The following is a 14924-nucleotide window of genomic DNA, read 5'->3' on the forward strand; positions in this document are numbered from 1 at the left end:
GACGTCCTGACCCGCTTCACTCCCTACTTCACGGACATGGTCTGCCGCCTGCTCTAGCAGGACCGGGATATCGCGGACACCGTGAGTGTGCTCGCCGAGTTCGCCAAGGCCTCGGTGTCCCGACTGTCCGCGACGGCTCGGTCAGGCGGCCCGTCTCGTCGGTCAGCGCGAGGAAGTGCAGGCCGTGACGTCGGTGTTTTCCCGAGTAGTTGGGCCGGTTGTCGCGTCCGGCGCGGCGCACGGTGGACACCAGGGTGCTGTCAATCAGGATGTCCTCGCCACCCCGCTCGGCGCTCGGGCAGTCGCCTTTTCCTCTTCCAGCTGAGCATGTGGAGGACTGGGCGGTGATGAGCGCGGCGTCGCCGCAGCGATGAGCCAGGATCCGGCCCCCCCTTCTCCAACTGCGGCAGCATCGCCAGGTGTGCCCGGTTCGATGCCCGACGGGCCGGGCTGATCAACCGGTTCGGACAGTCGGGACACCGAGGCCTTGGCGAACTCGGCGAGCACACTCACGGTGTCCGCGATATCCCGGTCCTGCTAGAGCAGGCGGCAGACCATGTCCGTGAAGTAGGGAGTGAAGCGGGTCATGACGTCGGGGTCGTGGCCGGCCACGATCCTGGCGCCCTGGTGTTCCAGCTCCCGGATGCGGTCGTAGGCCCGGTACATGGCGGGCACGTCGGCCACGATCCCGAAGGGACGGTCCCGGTCGTACTCCTCGTACGTGTGGATCGCGTCAGAAGCCAGAACAACAGTGGCGTCGGCTCCCCGCACCAGGACGACGAGTTGGCCGGGGGTATGGCCGCCGACCTCCAACAGTTCGATGCCGGGGGCCAGTTGATGCACCTCCTCGACCAGGGTGAGCCTGCCCTCGATGCGCAGCCTCGATAGGTGGCCGAGCTCTGCGGTCTCCGTAGGGAGCGCGAAATGCGGCCGGCAGGCGAACGGCCCCTGCCAGAACTCGTGTTCGCGGCGGCTCATCACCACCTCGGCGGAGGGGAAGCGGGCTGGGTTGCCGATGTGGTCGTAGTGGGCATGCGTCACGACCACCGTGCGTACCGTCGACGCGTCCACGCCGAGTCGGGCCAGCAGGTCCATCGGATCGGCCAGGACGTCGCGCCCACGACGCCTGCCGACCTCGGGGGCGAAGCCTGTGTCGACCACGATGGTTCCGGCGGGGCCGCGGACCACCCAGAAGTAATAGTCCATCGTGACGTCGTCGTCGGGCTCGCCGTATCCGGCGTAGTTCAGGTAGAAGGCGCTCCGCCTCAGCCTGTGGCGGCCGAAGCGGACGGCGAAGGCCTCCCAGGAGTCAGTCACCGTCGCGCGAGGCGGCGCGGATGCTGACTCCGTTGCGTGCCTCCAGTGGGCGGACGATCTCGGTGTGGTCGGCGTCGGGCGCGAGTTCGGCGGCCAGTTCGCGCCAGCGTGCCTGCACCGCCTCGGCGAGCGGCAGCTCGACGGCCAGGTCCTTGCCGAGCAGAGTGGCGATACCGACGTCCTTTGCCATGAGCGCCGCGGTGAAGCCGGAGTCGAAGGTCCCGGTCAGCACGAACTTGGGGAACTTGGCCTCGGTGGAGCCGCTGCGACCGCTCGCCGAGTTGACCACGGCGAGTGCGGTGGCCGGGTCCATACCGAAGCGTGTCGCGACGGTCATGGCCTCTGCGGTGATGAGCATGCTGCACGCACGCTCATGCTCTGGTGAACCCAGCTGGGGACCGGGACCCAAAACCATGCGCAGCGGATTATGAGTCGGCCGCTGGACTCCACAGCGAGGTTCGCTGCCGCGATACTCTCGGCCGCCGACGACGTCCGGAAGCTCATTCCTGGACCGAACGATGGCTTTGCTAAGCCTCTTTCATTGACTGCCAGCGGCAGCTGCGTCGGTGAACGACACGTACGGAGAAGGCCGAGGGGCAGCTCGGGGTACTCGTCCGAGACCAAGATCCGGGCCATACGCGGACCATAATCTCACCCGCCGACCGGTGCCGCACCGTCACCGCAGGTCAACGCGGGTACTGCTCGTGTATCACCAGCAGACGAAGAACCTGCCGGGAACAATCCTAGAAGGCATCCCCCTCCGGCAAGCAGCACCGAGAGCGCTCACTGCCACAGACACTCACGCCTTGTGGAACTGCTACAAGACGACAGGCCGAGCGCCAGGCCCTGACACCAGGGTGCAACTCGGTCGCCCGCCAAGTCGGAATCCATCCGGTGACCACTCAGCCGACAATGACCACCCCACACCCGTAAAGGTAGAACACGAGCCACCGACAGCACGTCACCCACCCAGCACCGAATGATCAGTTGTTTCCGCAGGTCAGCGGACCCTTCCTCGCGGTTTCAAGGGCGTCGGCGGCAGCTCGGGCGCGGGCAGCGGATCCCCGTCGTACCCCTTCACCTCCCCGAATCTCGACCCTTCCATCCAGTCACTACGCGCCTGTACGATCTCTTCCTGCGACCGTCCGATCCAGTTCCAGAACATGATCAGTTCCTCCTCGAAGGGCTCGCCGCCGAGGAGCATGACGGACGCGTCGGAGTCGGCGCGCAGGGGGAGTTCGGTGCGGCCGCAGCCGAGGTAGAGCATGGAGCCGGGGAGGACCGGCACCCCGTCGACGTGGGCCTCGCCGGTCATGGCGAGGACCGCGTACTCGAAGTCGGGTTCGAGGGGGAGGCGGAGGTCGGCGCCCCGGGTGAGCGTGAGGTCTGCGCCGACGATCGGCGTGAACGTCGTGCCGGGTGACGTCGCGCCGTCGAGGGAGCCCAGGATGAGCGTGGCCTCCAGGCCTGGCGCGGTAACGACCGGAAGCTCCGCGTGGTGCTCGAAGCGCGGGTCGGTGTGCCGATGCTCGTCCGGCAGGGCGACCCACAGCTGGGCGCCGTGCAGGAAACGGGCGTGCGACCTGGGGCTCTCCTCTGAGTGGCTGATGGCCCGCCCCGAGGTCATCAGACCCAGCTCACGCGGGCGGATCGTCTCCAGGCTGCCCGTGGAGTCGCGGTGCAGCACCTCGCCCTCGTGCAGCCAGCTGACGGTCTGCAGACCCATGTGCGGGTGCGGCGGCACCTGCATGCCGGGCTCGTCCGCGATGTCGTCCGGCCCGTAGTGGTCGACGAACGCCCACGCGCCCACCATGCGGCGCCCCAGGTTCGGCAGCAGGCGCCGTACTTCCGTGGACTCGCCGAGTCGCACTCGGCGGGGGCTCAGCAGCTCCCGCACGGGTTCGGCGACGACGAATCCCCGGCCGCCGCACACGCTCGGCACGGCCTGACGGTCAAGATTGCTCATGCCGCTCAACCTAGCCCCCGCTCGGCCCTTCCGTCAGACCGAACGCGTCCCCACCATCTGGGCACCACCGGTGACCGATCAGAGCGCGGGGAACGGCGCCGCGGCACGAGATACCGCCAGTGAGATTCCCCTTGCTCCGTCCTATAAATAGTAGCCATGGCTATAGTAGCCATGTACGGTACCGGTCATGAGTTCGGATTTCGAGGGCGCGACGCCCGGATTCCTCGTGTGGCGCCTGTCCATGAAGTGGCGCGTCGCTGTCGACCGCGCGGTAGCCCCGCTGGGGCTGACGCACGCCCAGTACGCGTTGGTCGCCTCACTGCACGGCATGCACCGGGCCGGGCTGCGACCCAGTCAGCGGCAGCTCGCCGACCACACGGGGCTGGAAGCGCTGTACGTGTCGAAGCTGGCCCGCGCCCTGGAGACCGCCGGGCTGCTCGAACGGGCGCGGGACCCCCGCGACCCGCGCGCCGTGCGGTTGGCGCTCACCGAGGAGGGGCGCGAGGTCACCCGCCGCGCGATCGATGTCGTCCAGGGCCTGCTGCACCAGCTGATGGAGCCGCTCGGCGGCCTCGGCAGCGCCCGCACACGGGAGTTCACCCGTGAACTGACGACCCTGCTCGACGTCCCCCTCGACCCGGCACTTCCCGACCCGCCCGTCACCGAGCCGTCCGTCACCGAGCCGTCCGTTCCCTCCGAGCGCACCGAGGAGCAGTCATGACCACCTCTGCCACGACCACACTCTCCACCCCCTCCACGTCCGCCACACCCACCGCACCCCCCGTCAACGGCCGCGCCATCGCCCTCGCCCACTACGCCGCCCGCGCCGCCCTGGAGACCGTGCTCACCCGGTACGACCTGACGTTCCAGCAGTCGGTGACCCTCCGCGTCGTCGCGGTCGCCGACGGGCCCGTCGGCCGCGAGGAGGTCGTGGAGCAGGTCGTCGACTCCCTCAAGGTCGGCGCGGCGGAAGTGCGCGGCGTCCTGGACGAGTTGGCCGCGGCGGAGCTGGTGGCAGCGGTCGACCGCCCCACGGAGCCGGGCCTAGTCGCGATCACGAATGCCGGGCGGGAGGTCTACGCGAGGACCACCGCCGAGACCGGGGTGGTCTCCGCGAGGATCTACGCCGGCATCCCGGCGGAGGATCTCGCGGTCGCCGGCCGGGTGCTGGGCCTTGTCACCGAGCGCGCCAACGCGGAACTCACGGCCGGGCGCTGACCGATCACCTCGGCCGGCCACACCCGCCGAGTCAGTGGAATATTCAACTGACTCGACAGGTTGTCGGCGGCGAAGGAGGTCACAGTGGACACGACGTACTACGACCACGGGACACCGGCCGAGCGCTGGGAGCGCGCGCGGATGTTCTTCGACGCCGAGGAGTACGCGGCCGCCGCGCGCGTCCTCGGCGCGCTGGTCGAGGAGGTGCCGGAGCAGACCGGCCCCCGGCTGCTGCTGGCCCGCGCCTACTACCACTCCGCCCAACTGCGCCGCGCCGAGGCCGAGTTGCGCGTCCTCGTCGAGCGTGACCCGGTGGAGCACTACGCCCGGCTGCTGCTGGGCCGCACCCTGCAACGGCAGGCCCGGCACGACGAGGCGGAGTCCCACCTGCGCATCGCCTCGGCCCTGGCGGGCGACTTCGAACGGCTGTGAGTGAGCACCGCTCCACGCCTACTCCGCGCCCACCCTGCCGCACGCGCCGCTCCGCGCTCTGCCGAGCGCCTTGCTCCGCTTACTCCGCGCCCTGCTCCACGCTCTGCTTCGTCTCGGTCCGGCCCCCGTACGTCCGCTCGCCCTTGCGGTGGGCGATCTCGCCCAGGACGACGTCCACGGCGATGAACGCGGCGAGCGGGATGCCGAGGAGCGGGACGAAGTAGCCGAGGACGGCGACGACCGCCAGCGCGGGGACGAGGATCTGCGGGGGCACCTGCTGCCAGGCGCCGCGCGGGATCGGGCGGCCGAAGGCGGAGGCCCGGCCGCGCTGCCACCACATGCGGTAGCCCCAGAGGATCAGCAGGACGAGGGAGGCCGCCAGCGCGATCAGCAGGAGCTGGTTGACCAGGCCGAACAGGACGCCGGTGTGGGCGTCGATGCCCCAGCGGGTGAGCTTGGCCAGCACCGGGAAGTCGGCGAACCGGAGGGTGTCGGTGACCTCGGCGGTCGACGGGTCCACGGCCACCGCGTCCTGCTTGGTGGGCCAACTGCGCTGGACCTGCTTCACCACGTACGCGGAGGACGCGTCGGCGGGTGGCACGATCTCGACCGGGTCGCCCAGGCCCTCCGCGCGGGCGGCGGCGAGGATCTTGTCGAGGTCGCCCTCCTCGGCGGCCCCTCCCTCCGCCGCGCCGGCGTCATGGCCGCCGTGGTCTCCCGCCGCGGCCGAGATCGCCGGGGTGGCCTGACGCAGTTCGGTGCGCAGGACGTCGATGTTGGCGCCGGCGTACGCCGACCAGGTCAGGCCGGTCGCCGAGAGGAAGAAGAACCCGGCCGCGGCCCACACGCCGACCGTGCCGTGCAGGCCCAGGGTGCGGCGCCGGCCGCTGGTGCCGCGCACCTTGCGCTGGGCGCGACGGCGGCCGAACCAGAGGACGAGACCGCCGGCCGAGATGACCCACAGCCAACTGGCGGCGAGTTCGCTGTAGAGGCGGCCGGTCTCGCCGAGGTGCAGGTTGGCGTGGAGCTTGTCGATCCAGGTCCGCAGCGGCAGCGCGCCGGTCGCGCCGTACTGCTCCAGCGCCCCGCGGACCTCCGCCGTGTACGGGTCGACGAAGACCGCGAGCGTGCCGGTCTCGTCGACGCCCTCGACCCCGGACAGCATCACCCTGGTCGTCGCGTCGTCCGCGGGCGAGGGGCGTACGGCGGCGATGGTGCCCTCGGGGTGCGCCTTGCGGGCGACGGCCACCTGCTCGGAGATCGGCAGCTTCTCGTCGCCCACCTTCGCGACGGTCATCTCGTCGGCGTAGACGATCTTCTCGATCTGGAACGAGGCGGCGTACAGCCCGCCCGTCAGGGCGGCGACCAGCAGGAACGGTGCGACCAGGACACCCGCGTAGAAGTGCAGCCGCAGGACGAGCGGCCTGAGGGAGGCCCAGGCGCTCTTCGTCGCGCCGTCGGGCGTGACGGGTTTCCGGGTCTCGTCCGTCTCGGTCGAGGGGGCGATGGTCATCGGCGGCTGCTCCGGGGTACGGGTACGGGGACGTCGTGGCGGTTCAGTAGTCGGAGCGTGAAGGCGTCGAGTTCCCGGCACCTCGTGTGACGTGGACCACACAGTCGTCCGGGGGCGGACGGGCCCCGCGGGCCGGGAGAGCCGTCTCGCATCGGGTCATCCCGCTTGGCATGCTGGCGCGATGGCTTCCGAACGAGAGCGCACCGAGTCCCGCCCGCTGAGCGACCGGGTCGAGGAACTCCTCGCCCACGAGGGCCCGCTGCCGATCGTGGCCGCGGGCGATCCGGTGCTGCGCCGCACGGCCGAGCCCTTCGACGGCCAGCTCGACGCCGGTCTGCTGGCCCGTTTCGTCGCCGCGCTGCGGGCCACCATGCACGCGGCGCCGGGCGTCGGCCTCGCCGCACCCCAGGTCGGGGTGTCGCTGCGGATCGCGGTGATCGAGGATCCGGCGCCGGTGCCGGAGGAGGTGCGGCTGGCCCGGGGGCGGGTCCCGCAGCCGTTCCGGGTCCTGGTCAACCCGGCGTACGAGGCGGTCGGACCGTACCGTGACGCGTTCTTCGAGGGCTGTCTGAGCGTGCCGGGGTGGCAGGCCGTGGTGGCACGGCACGCCAAGGTGCGGCTGCGGGCGCTCGACGAGCGGGGGCGGGCGGTGGACGAGGAGTTCGCCGGGTGGCCCGCCCGTATCGTCCAGCACGAGACGGACCACCTGAACGGAACGCTCTACCTCGACCACGCCGAGCTGCGTTCCCTGTCCTCGAACCAGGCGATGGCCGAGCGGTGGAACGATCCCACCCCGGCCCGCGCCGCCCGCGCCCTCGGCTTCCTGCTGCCCGACTGAGCGGCCTGATCCACCGCCGGACCGAGCGGCCTGCTCGGCCGCCGGGCCAAGCGGCTTCCCCCCGGTCCCAGTCCCCGGCGAGGCGGCTTCCTCCTCCGCTCCCGCTCCCCGGCGGGACGCCCCGCCCGGTCGGTTCAGCCGCGGTACGCCTCCAGCAGCCGCAGCCAGATCTCGCTGATCGTCGGGTACGAGGGGACCGCGTGCCACAGCCGGTCGACGGGGACCTCCCCGGCGACGGCGATCGTGGCCGAGTGGATGAGTTCGCCGACGGCGGGCCCGACGAAGGTGACCCCGCGGAGGATCTCGCGGTCCAGGTCGACGACCATCCGGGCGCGGCCCCGGTAGCCGTCGGCGTACAGCCCGGCCCCGGCCACGGAGGAGAACTCGACGTCGACGGCGCGGACGCGGTGGCCGGCCCGTTCCGCCTCGGCGAGGGAGAGGCCGACGGAGGCGGCCTCGGGGTCGGTGAAGACGACCTGCGGGACGGCACGGTGGTCGGCGGTGGCGGCGTGGGCGCCCCAGGGGTCGCTCTCCAGGAGCGGGACACCGGCCGCGCGGGCGGCAATGGCGGCCCCCGCGATGCGCGCCTGGTACTTGCCCTGGTGGGTGAGGAGCGCCCGGTGGTTGGCGTCGCCGACCGCGTAGAGCCAGTCGCTGCCGGTCACCCGGAGGCTGTCGTCGACGGGCAGCCAGGTGCCGGGTTCCAGGCCGACGATGTCGAGGCCGATGTCGTCGGTGCGCGGGGCGCGGCCGGTGGCGAAGAGGATCTCGTCGGCCTCCAGGCGGTCCCCGGTGTCGGTGAGGGCCACCACGGTGCCGTTCTCGCGGGTCACCGACGTCACGGACGTACCGGTGCGGACGTCAGCGCCCGCCTCGGTGAGCGCCTCGGCGACCAGTTCACCGGCGAAGGGTTCCATGCGGGGCAGCAGGCCCTTGCCGCGGACGAGGACGGTGACCTCGGAGCCGAGGGCGCGCCAGGCGGTGGCCATCTCGACGGCGACGACACCGCCGCCGACGACGATCAGCCGGCCGGGCACCTGCCGCGCGCTGGTGGCCTCGCGGCTCGTCCAGGGCCGCACCTCGTCCAGTCCGGGCAGATCGGGCAAGACGGCGCGGCTGCCGGTGGAGACCACCACCGCGTGCCGTGCGGTGAGGACGTGCCGGCCGCCGTCGCGGGCGTCGACGACGACCCGGCGGGGCCCGGCCAGTCGCCCGTGGCCGCGGTAGAAGACCGCCCCGACGCTCTCCAGCCACGCGACCTGGCCGTCGTCCTTCCAGTCGGCTGCCTCGTAGTCGCGGTGGGCGAGCACTTCGGCGGCGTTCAGCGGGCCCTCGACGAGGTGGCGCAGACCGGGTACGCGGCGGGCGTCGGCCCGGGCGATCGCGGGGCGCAGCAGGGCCTTGCTGGGCATGCACGCCCAGTACGAGCACTCGCCGCCGGCGAGCTCGCTCTCCACGACCGCGGTGGACAGGCCGGCCGCGCGGGTGCGGTCGGCGACGTTCTCCCCCACGGGTCCGGCACCGAGCACCACCACGTCGTACCGGGTCTCTGTGGTGTCCTCGTCGTTTTCGGTGTGTTCCGTATCCGTCATGGGGTCAGTCTGGTTGGTGGTGTGCGGCGTGGCCACATGGGTACGCGCGCGGAATACGCCACCGGCGGGTGGCGTTGTCGACAGCGGCTCACCCCGAGCACCGACACCCAGGAAGAGGGATGCACGCCATGAGCAGCACCGTGGAGCTCACCAAGGAGAACTTCGACCAGACGGTCACGGAGAACGAGTTCGTCCTGATCGACTTCTGGGCGTCCTGGTGCGGGCCGTGCCGTCAGTTCGCGCCGGTCTACGAGAAGGCCGCCGAGGACAACCCGGACCTGGTGTTCGGCAAGGTGGACACCGAGGCGCAGCCGGAGCTGGCCCAGGCCTTCGGCATCCAGTCCATCCCGACGCTGATGATCGTCCGTGACCAGGTCGCCGTGTTCGCGCAGCCGGGCGCGCTGCCCGAGGCCGCGCTGACCGATGTGATCGGGCAGGCCCGCAAGCTGGACATGGACGAGGTCCGCAGGGCCGTCGCCGCCCAGCAGGCGCAGGTCGAGCAGAACGGTCAGTAGCCGGCGGGCCCACGACACCGACGGCGGCCCTCAGGTGGGTCAGCTCGATTCGCGGTGGACGATCCGCGCGCCGAGCACATCGTGGGTCGTGGGCACCATGGCGGGGTCGCGGACCGCGCGGTCGACCAGTTCCGCGAGGTCGCGGCCGGACGGCAGCTCGATGTGGACGGTGCTGAGGCGTGGCCGCAGCAGACGGCCCAGCATGAGGTCGTCGGCGCCGACGACGGCCGTGTCGTCGGGGACGCCGACGCCCACGTCCCGCAGCGCCCGCATCACGAGCATCGCGTACTCGTCGTTGTACGCGAACACCGCGTCGAGGCCGAGGGAGCGCCACCGGGCGGCGAGCCGTCCCGCGGCCTCCTCGTCGTAGGCCAGGGGCAGTTCGGTGATCGTCGCCTCCGTGCCCCGCACCGCACGCCGTACGCCCTCCAGCCGGGGCCGGGAGAACACCCCGAGGCCGGGCTCCTCGGGCACGACGACGCCGATACGGCGGTGCCCGCGCTCGACCAGGTGCCGGCCGGCGCTCTCACCGACGACACCGTGGTCCAGGAGCAGCACATGGGCGCCCTCGACGGGTTCGGGGCTGAGGGTGACGACGGCGCGTGCGCCGGAGCGCTTCAGGATGGCCACGCCCTGGGGGCCGAGTCCCTCACCGGGGACGATCACCGCGACCGGGCGCAGTTCGGCCCAGGCGCGGGCCGCCTCGTCGCCGCGCAGACCGACGCCGCCGTACTGCACGACGGTGTAGTCGAGGCGGCTGAGGGCCCACTGGAGATCGTTGATGAACTGGCTGTAGAGCGGCCCTATGGGCACGTTGGGAGTCGGCATGAGGACCATGCGGCTGTGACCCGCGCGCAGGCTGCGGGCGGCCGCGTGCGGGACGTACCCCAGCTCCTTCGCGGCCTCGTGGACACGGCGGCGGGTGGGCTCGCTGATGCGGACGGCGCTGGTGTTGTTGAGGACGTAACTGACGGTCGCTCGTGAGACACCCGCCAGGCGGGCCACATCGGCGCTCGTGGGCACGGACCGTTGCAGCGGCGCGGGCGGGGCGGGCTCTTTCGGTATCTGCACCATGACGACGGCATCCTTGCAGAAGCTGTGAAGGGCTTTCCGGCCGGGGGACTTCCGGCCACACGGGAGCTCGGGTCCGGGCCGTGCGAGGGCTCGGGTTCGGGCGACCGATCTTTGTGGCTGGGCAGTTTGGCGAATATGTTCGAAACCTGTTCGGTCCTGCAACCATTTCGCGCCATCTCCGTGAAGGTGGGGTGATGGCGGCGTTTGGTCTACCACCGCTGGGCCCCTCCCCCGGCCGCGCGCGTACGCGCCCGCCCTCGCCCCGGGGCGCGCGGCGGCGTTCCCGGTGGGCCGTGGGACGCGGTTGCGCCGGCAACGGGGCCGGTCGGCTGCTCGGGAGGCCCCGAGAGCGGCCCCCGGTGCGCGCGGGTGGCGGCCGGCCGCTGATTCCCTACGAGATCTCCCCGAGAGGGTGTGCGGAGGCCGCGCGGTCGGCGGGTGCCGGGGGTCCGTGCGGCCGCTACGTCCGCGTAACACGCCAAAGCTATGGCGTGAACTGTGTGTTGAATATGCGTCGGCGCGGCCGGTTCTCATGGTGGGACGGGGTCGGGCGGGCCCTCGCCCCGCACGGGCGGCGCCTCGGTGCGGCGGCGGTTCGGTGGGGACGAGCCGGGGCGCGGTGCGGCACCCGCCACTTGGCGGGGATCGGCCGCCGTACGACGGCCTCCGTAGGGCTTGCGGGCGCGCTCATCATCGCGGTACGAACCACTGGCACGGCACCGCAGAGGAGAAGCCATGAGCACCATGGTCCCGCCCCCGTTCGACCCGGAACTCGCGGCAGTACTCGAAGTCATCAAGGACGTCCTGCCCCGCGAGTTCACGATGGACGACATAGCGGCCCTGCGTCAGGGGCCGGGCATCGAACTGCTGGCCCAGCTGGACCTGACGATGGACGGGACCTTCGAGGTCGAGGACCGGCTGGTGCCGGGGCCGGAGGGCGCCCCCGAGATCTCCTTGCTGATCTGCCGCCCCAAGGAGCCGGTGCGGCCGGGACCGCTGCCGGTGCTCTACCACGTGCACGGCGGCGGCATGGTCGTCGGCAACAACCGGGTCGGGGTGGACGCGCCGCTCGCCTGGGCGCGGGAGCTGGGCGCGGTCGTGGTGTCCGTGGAGTACCGGCTGGCCCCCGAGCATCCGCACCCCGCGCCCGTCGACGACGCCTGGGCGGGGCTGCTGTGGACGGCCGAGAACGCGAAGGAGATCGGCGGGGACCCCGACCGGATCGTCCTCACCGGCGCCAGCGCGGGCGGGGGCCTGGCCGCCGCGCTGGCACTGCTCGCGCGGGACCGCGGCGGGCCGCGGCCCTGTCGGCGATCGACATCCCCCGAACCCCACACGAGCCGGACTCGGACAGGGCGCGGCAGCGCGGAGAAATCCGTGGCACACCGACGGAGCCTGCGACGAGACTGCTCGGGTGAGCGCCTCCTGCCCCTGTCCCTGCTGCGGGCATCGCGTGCTGGAAGCGATGCCCGGCTCGTACGAGATCTGCCCCGTCTGCTTCTGGGAGGACGACGGGGTCCAGTTCCGCTGGCCGACCATGGCCGGCGGCGCGAACAAGGTCTCCCTGATCCACGCCCAGCGCAACTACCGGGCCTTCGGCGCCTGCGAGCAGCGCAGCCGACCGCACGTCCGCCCACCGGCCGAGGACGAGCCGCTCGACCCCGCATGGCGCCCCATCGACCTGACGCGCGACTCCTTCGAGAACTGGGACGACCCGGACCGGCCGCCGTGGCCCGACGACCGCTCGGTGCTCTGCTGGTGGCTCCCCACGTTCTGGCGCCGGGACCACCCATGACCACATACATCGAGAGACTCGTCCAGCAGCTCGACGACGCGACCGGCCCGTCGTACGACGCCCGCGCGGAACTGATCGGTATGGGCGCCGACGCCCTCCCCGCTCTCATCGACGGGCTGCCCTCCCTCGGCGGCTTCGGGCAGCTGACCGCCATCGAGGTCTTCGAGGAGGTGGGCGACCCTCGCTGCGGTCCCACCCTCGTCGGGCTGCTGAACAGCGACAACCCGACCGTCCGCGAATGGGCCGCCACGGCCTTGGCGAGCCTGGACGTCGAGGGTGCGGTCGAGCCCCTGCGCCGCGCCTACCGCGCGTGTCTGGACCGTGCGACTCCGCCCGACTGGACCGAGCCGGACGGCATTCGCTGGGCCCTGACCGAACTGGGCGCACGTACCCCTGTCGTCCCGCCGCTCACCGCACGCCTACGAGCCACCGCGGCGAACGCCGTCCCCCGCTGGCCCTCGGCTCACTTCACCGACATCGTCAACGACCTGGCCGACCACGCCCAGGTGATCCTGTACTCCCAGTTCTGGCGGGTGGACGCCGGCCGCGAGTACGGCGTCTCCGGCACCGCCCTGGACTGGGAACTCGACTGGACCGCGCCTTGGGAGCACCTGGTCGAAGAGTCCCGCGCCTGGTCCCTGCTGGAAGCCTCCGAGGCCCCCGTCGGCGACGACATCGTCGTCGTCCCGTCCTGGATCGACCGCAGCGACCTGCACCCGGAGAGGTGACCGATGCCGTTTCAGCACCCCGAGGAAATCGAGGTGCGGTCACGGCGAAGGCCCACCAGCGGGGCTTCCCCCCGAGTCGCTACTGTTTGGCTATGACCGCGCTGCCCGACTGGATGCGCCCGCCGCGCGAGGAGGGCTGGTTCGCGGAGGACCTTGACCGCCTCCCCGAGGCACCCCGCCACACCGAGCTGATCGACGGAGCCCTCGTCTTCGTGGTGTCGCCCCAGCGGTCCTGGCACGGCCGCCTCGTCACCTCCCTCACCACCATGCTCATGGCCGCAGCGCCCGCCGGTTTCGAGGTCGAACGGGAGATGACGATCCGCCTCGACGAGCGAACCCGTCCGGAGCCGGATCTGCTCGTGACGACCGCACCGTACGACCCCGACCGCACGTGGTACGCACCGGAAGAGGTCCAGCTCGTCGTCGAGGTCGTCTCACCGGAATCCGCCCACCGCGACCGCACGGTGAAGCTGCACAAGTACGCGGAAGCCAAGATCCCGCACTACTGGTGCATCGAGCAGGAGGGCGGCGCTCCCACCGTGCACGCCTACGAACTCGACGAACCGACTGGCGTCTACGCGCCCGCGGGCATCTTCCGGGGCACCTTCGAGCGCCCTGTGCCGTTCGAGATCAGCCTGGACCTCGACAAGCTCACTCCGCCCCGCGGCAACTGAAGTCAGCACCAAGTCGACACGGGAACGCGGAAGGGGCCGGACTCACCGAAGCCCGCCCCCTTCCGACCTGCGCACTTGCCGAATCATCTGGCGCGCAGGAGTGCAGCAATCACACGTTGAAGCGGAACTCGACCACGTCGCCGTCCTGCATCACGTAGTCCTTGCCCTCCATGCGGGCCTTGCCCTTGGCGCGGGCCTCCGCCACCGAACCGGTCTCCACCAGGTCGTGGAAGGAGATGACCTCCGCCTTGATGAAGCCCTTCTGGAAGTCCGTGTGGATGACGCCGGCGGCCTCGGGGGCGGTGGCGCCCTTCTTGATCGTCCAGGCTCGGGACTCCTTGGGGCCAGCCGTCAGGTAGGTCTGCAGGCCGAGGGTCCTGAAGCCGACATGGGCGAGGGTCGCGAGGCCCGGCTCCTCGGCGCCGACGGACTGGAGCAGCTCCAGCGCGTCCTCCTCGTCCAGCTCGGCGAGGTCCGCCTCCAGCTTGGCGTTGAGGAAGATCGCCTCGGCGGGGGCCACCAGCGCGCGCTGCTCGTTCTTGAAGTCCTCGTCGACCAGTTCCTCCTCGTCGACGTTGAAGACGTAGAGGAAGGGCTTGGTGGTGAGCAGGTGCAGGTCGTGCAGCAGCTCGTTGCGCTCGCTGCCCTGGACGATCCCGTGCGCGAAGAGCGTGTCGCCCTTCTCCAGGATCTCCTTCGCCTCCTCGACGGCCTTCACCTTCGGCGCGATGTCCTTCTTGATGCGCGACTCCTTCTGGAGGCGCGGCAGGACCTTCTCGATGGTCTGGAGGTCGGCGAGGATCAACTCGGTGTTGATCGTCTCGATGTCGTCCTTGGGCGAGACCTTGCCGTCGACGTGGACGACGTTCTCGTCCTTGAAGGCGCGGATGACCTGGCAGATCGCGTCGGACTCACGGATGTTCGCCAGGAACTTGTTGCCGAGGCCCTCACCCTCGCTGGCGCCGCGCACGATGCCCGCGATGTCGACGAAGTCGACGGTCGCCGGGAGGACCCGCTGCGAACCGAAGATCTCGGCCAGCTTCGTCAGGCGCTCGTCCGGGACGCCGACGACGCCGACGTTCGGCTCGATCGTGGCGAACGGGTAGTTGGCCGCCAGCACGTCGTTCTTGGTCAGGGCGTTGAACAGGGTCGACTTGCCGACGTTGGGCAGACCGACGATTCCGATCGTGAGCGACACGTTTACGACTTCCCGTACGTAGGAGGGCCAGGCGGCCGGTGGCCTGGGGCGGCGGGGCCTGGGG

At 71.2% G+C, this 14924-nt stretch carries 15 protein-coding genes and 1 pseudogene; 9 read left to right on the plus strand and 7 right to left on the minus strand.

What is annotated here, in order from left to right; genetic code table 11:
- Positions 1-537 precede the first annotated feature (537 nt).
- The 3 genes from AOK23_RS01475 to AOK23_RS01485 all read right to left on the minus strand — a co-directional run bounded on the left by AOK23_RS01475 (position 538) and on the right by AOK23_RS01485 (position 3283).
- Positions 538-1317: an N-acyl homoserine lactonase family protein gene (locus AOK23_RS01475; RefSeq protein ID WP_055710926.1), complete on the minus strand. Its 780-nt coding sequence runs from the start codon at positions 1315-1317 to the stop codon at positions 538-540.
- Positions 1310-1675: an NAD-binding protein gene (locus AOK23_RS01480; RefSeq protein WP_055710927.1), complete on the minus strand. Its 366-nt coding sequence runs from the start codon at positions 1673-1675 to the stop codon at positions 1310-1312. Before AOK23_RS01480 ends, AOK23_RS01475 begins: the two co-directional genes overlap by 8 nt.
- 642 nt (positions 1676-2317) lie before the next feature.
- Complete coding sequence (locus AOK23_RS01485; RefSeq protein ID WP_055710928.1) at positions 2318-3283, minus strand: pirin family protein; 966 nt, start codon at positions 3281-3283, stop codon at positions 2318-2320.
- Positions 3284-3470: 187 nt separating this feature from the next.
- On the opposite strand from AOK23_RS01485, the gene AOK23_RS01490 reads away from it, so the two are divergent.
- The 3 genes from AOK23_RS01490 to AOK23_RS01500 all read left to right on the plus strand — a co-directional run bounded on the left by AOK23_RS01490 (position 3471) and on the right by AOK23_RS01500 (position 4933).
- Positions 3471-4004 (plus strand): MarR family winged helix-turn-helix transcriptional regulator, encoded by a 534-nt coding sequence (locus AOK23_RS01490; protein WP_055710929.1) that lies wholly within the window; start codon positions 3471-3473, stop codon positions 4002-4004.
- Positions 4001-4501 carry a winged helix DNA-binding protein gene (locus tag AOK23_RS01495; protein ID WP_055710930.1) on the plus strand — a complete coding sequence of 167 codons (501 nt, stop codon included), beginning with the start codon at positions 4001-4003 and terminating at the stop codon, positions 4499-4501. The genes AOK23_RS01490 and AOK23_RS01495 overlap by 4 nt, the downstream gene beginning before the upstream one ends.
- An 84-nt stretch (positions 4502-4585) precedes the next feature.
- Positions 4586-4933, plus strand: coding sequence for a tetratricopeptide repeat protein (locus tag AOK23_RS01500; RefSeq protein ID WP_055710931.1), 348 nt, complete (start codon positions 4586-4588; stop codon positions 4931-4933).
- 79 nt (positions 4934-5012) lie between these two features.
- Here the strand turns inward: AOK23_RS01500 and AOK23_RS01505 are convergent, their stop codons facing one another.
- The gene (locus tag AOK23_RS01505; RefSeq protein ID WP_055710932.1) at positions 5013-6446 is read right to left on the minus strand and encodes a PepSY-associated TM helix domain-containing protein; all 1434 of its coding nucleotides are present in this window, start codon (positions 6444-6446) and stop codon (positions 5013-5015) included.
- 181 nt (positions 6447-6627) lie between these two features.
- On the opposite strand from AOK23_RS01505, the gene AOK23_RS01510 reads away from it, so the two are divergent.
- Positions 6628-7284 (plus strand): peptide deformylase, encoded by a 657-nt coding sequence (locus AOK23_RS01510; protein WP_055710933.1) that lies wholly within the window; start codon positions 6628-6630, stop codon positions 7282-7284.
- A gap of 134 nt (positions 7285-7418) precedes the next feature.
- Here AOK23_RS01510 and AOK23_RS01515 read toward each other — a convergent pair whose 3' ends face one another.
- Positions 7419-8876, minus strand: coding sequence for a dihydrolipoyl dehydrogenase family protein (locus tag AOK23_RS01515; RefSeq protein ID WP_055710934.1), 1458 nt, complete (start codon positions 8874-8876; stop codon positions 7419-7421).
- A 128-nt stretch (positions 8877-9004) separates the two neighbouring features.
- Between AOK23_RS01515 and trxA the strand changes: the two genes are divergently transcribed.
- Positions 9005-9391, plus strand: coding sequence for a thioredoxin (trxA, locus tag AOK23_RS01520; RefSeq protein WP_055710940.1), 387 nt, complete (start codon positions 9005-9007; stop codon positions 9389-9391).
- Positions 9392-9430: 39 nt separating this feature from the next.
- On the opposite strand, the gene AOK23_RS01525 is transcribed toward trxA, so the two are convergent.
- Positions 9431-10465: a LacI family DNA-binding transcriptional regulator gene (locus tag AOK23_RS01525; RefSeq protein ID WP_055524196.1), complete on the minus strand. Its 1035-nt coding sequence runs from the start codon at positions 10463-10465 to the stop codon at positions 9431-9433.
- Positions 10466-11200: 735 nt separating this feature from the next.
- Here AOK23_RS01525 and AOK23_RS44275 point away from each other — a divergent pair.
- The 4 genes and pseudogenes from AOK23_RS44275 to AOK23_RS01545 all read left to right on the plus strand — a co-directional run.
- Positions 11201-11770, plus strand: a pseudogene (locus AOK23_RS44275) (alpha/beta hydrolase); the annotation flags it as partial.
- 160 nt (positions 11771-11930) lie between these two features.
- A complete protein-coding gene (locus AOK23_RS01535; RefSeq protein WP_338056418.1) occupies positions 11931-12260 on the plus strand; it encodes a CPCC family cysteine-rich protein in 330 nt (109 codons plus the stop codon).
- 80 nt (positions 12261-12340) lie between these two features.
- A complete protein-coding gene (locus AOK23_RS01540) occupies positions 12341-12988 on the plus strand; it encodes a HEAT repeat domain-containing protein (protein ID WP_240496204.1) in 648 nt (215 codons plus the stop codon).
- A gap of 92 nt (positions 12989-13080) precedes the next feature.
- Positions 13081-13662 carry a Uma2 family endonuclease gene (locus AOK23_RS01545; RefSeq protein ID WP_055710938.1) on the plus strand — a complete coding sequence of 194 codons (582 nt, stop codon included), beginning with the start codon at positions 13081-13083 and terminating at the stop codon, positions 13660-13662.
- Between the two features lie 109 nt (positions 13663-13771).
- Here AOK23_RS01545 and ychF read toward each other — a convergent pair whose 3' ends face one another.
- Positions 13772-14860, minus strand: coding sequence for a redox-regulated ATPase YchF (gene ychF / locus AOK23_RS01550; RefSeq protein ID WP_055710939.1), 1089 nt, complete (start codon positions 14858-14860; stop codon positions 13772-13774).
- Positions 14861-14924 lie beyond the last annotated feature (64 nt).

It is taken from the genome of Streptomyces torulosus, from assembly GCF_001419765.1.
GTDB classification, from domain to species: domain Bacteria; phylum Actinomycetota; class Actinomycetes; order Streptomycetales; family Streptomycetaceae; genus Streptomyces; species Streptomyces torulosus.

What these genes read in the sequence shown, in the direction of transcription:
- AOK23_RS01525 (WP_055524196.1), bottom strand. Translation starts at nt 10,465, where the DNA reads ATGGTGCAGATACCGAAAGAGCCCGCCCCGCCCGCGCCGCTGCAACGG.
- AOK23_RS01545 (WP_055710938.1), top strand. Translation starts at nt 13,081, where the DNA reads ATGACCGCGCTGCCCGACTGGATGCGCCCGCCGCGCGAGGAGGGCTGG.
- AOK23_RS01490 (WP_055710929.1), top strand. Translation starts at nt 3,471, where the DNA reads ATGAGTTCGGATTTCGAGGGCGCGACGCCCGGATTCCTCGTGTGGCGC.
- AOK23_RS01495 (WP_055710930.1), top strand. Translation starts at nt 4,001, where the DNA reads ATGACCACCTCTGCCACGACCACACTCTCCACCCCCTCCACGTCCGCC.
- AOK23_RS01510 (WP_055710933.1), top strand. Translation starts at nt 6,628, where the DNA reads ATGGCTTCCGAACGAGAGCGCACCGAGTCCCGCCCGCTGAGCGACCGG.
- AOK23_RS01505 (WP_055710932.1), bottom strand. Translation starts at nt 6,446, where the DNA reads ATGACCATCGCCCCCTCGACCGAGACGGACGAGACCCGGAAACCCGTC.
- AOK23_RS01485 (WP_055710928.1), bottom strand. Translation starts at nt 3,283, where the DNA reads ATGAGCAATCTTGACCGTCAGGCCGTGCCGAGCGTGTGCGGCGGCCGG.
- AOK23_RS01515 (WP_055710934.1), bottom strand. Translation starts at nt 8,876, where the DNA reads ATGACGGATACGGAACACACCGAAAACGACGAGGACACCACAGAGACC.
- AOK23_RS01535 (WP_338056418.1), top strand. Translation starts at nt 11,931, where the DNA reads ATGCCCGGCTCGTACGAGATCTGCCCCGTCTGCTTCTGGGAGGACGAC.
- trxA (WP_055710940.1), top strand. Translation starts at nt 9,005, where the DNA reads ATGAGCAGCACCGTGGAGCTCACCAAGGAGAACTTCGACCAGACGGTC.
- AOK23_RS01480 (WP_055710927.1), bottom strand. Translation starts at nt 1,675, where the DNA reads ATGCTCATCACCGCAGAGGCCATGACCGTCGCGACACGCTTCGGTATG.
- AOK23_RS01540 (WP_240496204.1), top strand. Translation starts at nt 12,341, where the DNA reads ATGGGCGCCGACGCCCTCCCCGCTCTCATCGACGGGCTGCCCTCCCTC.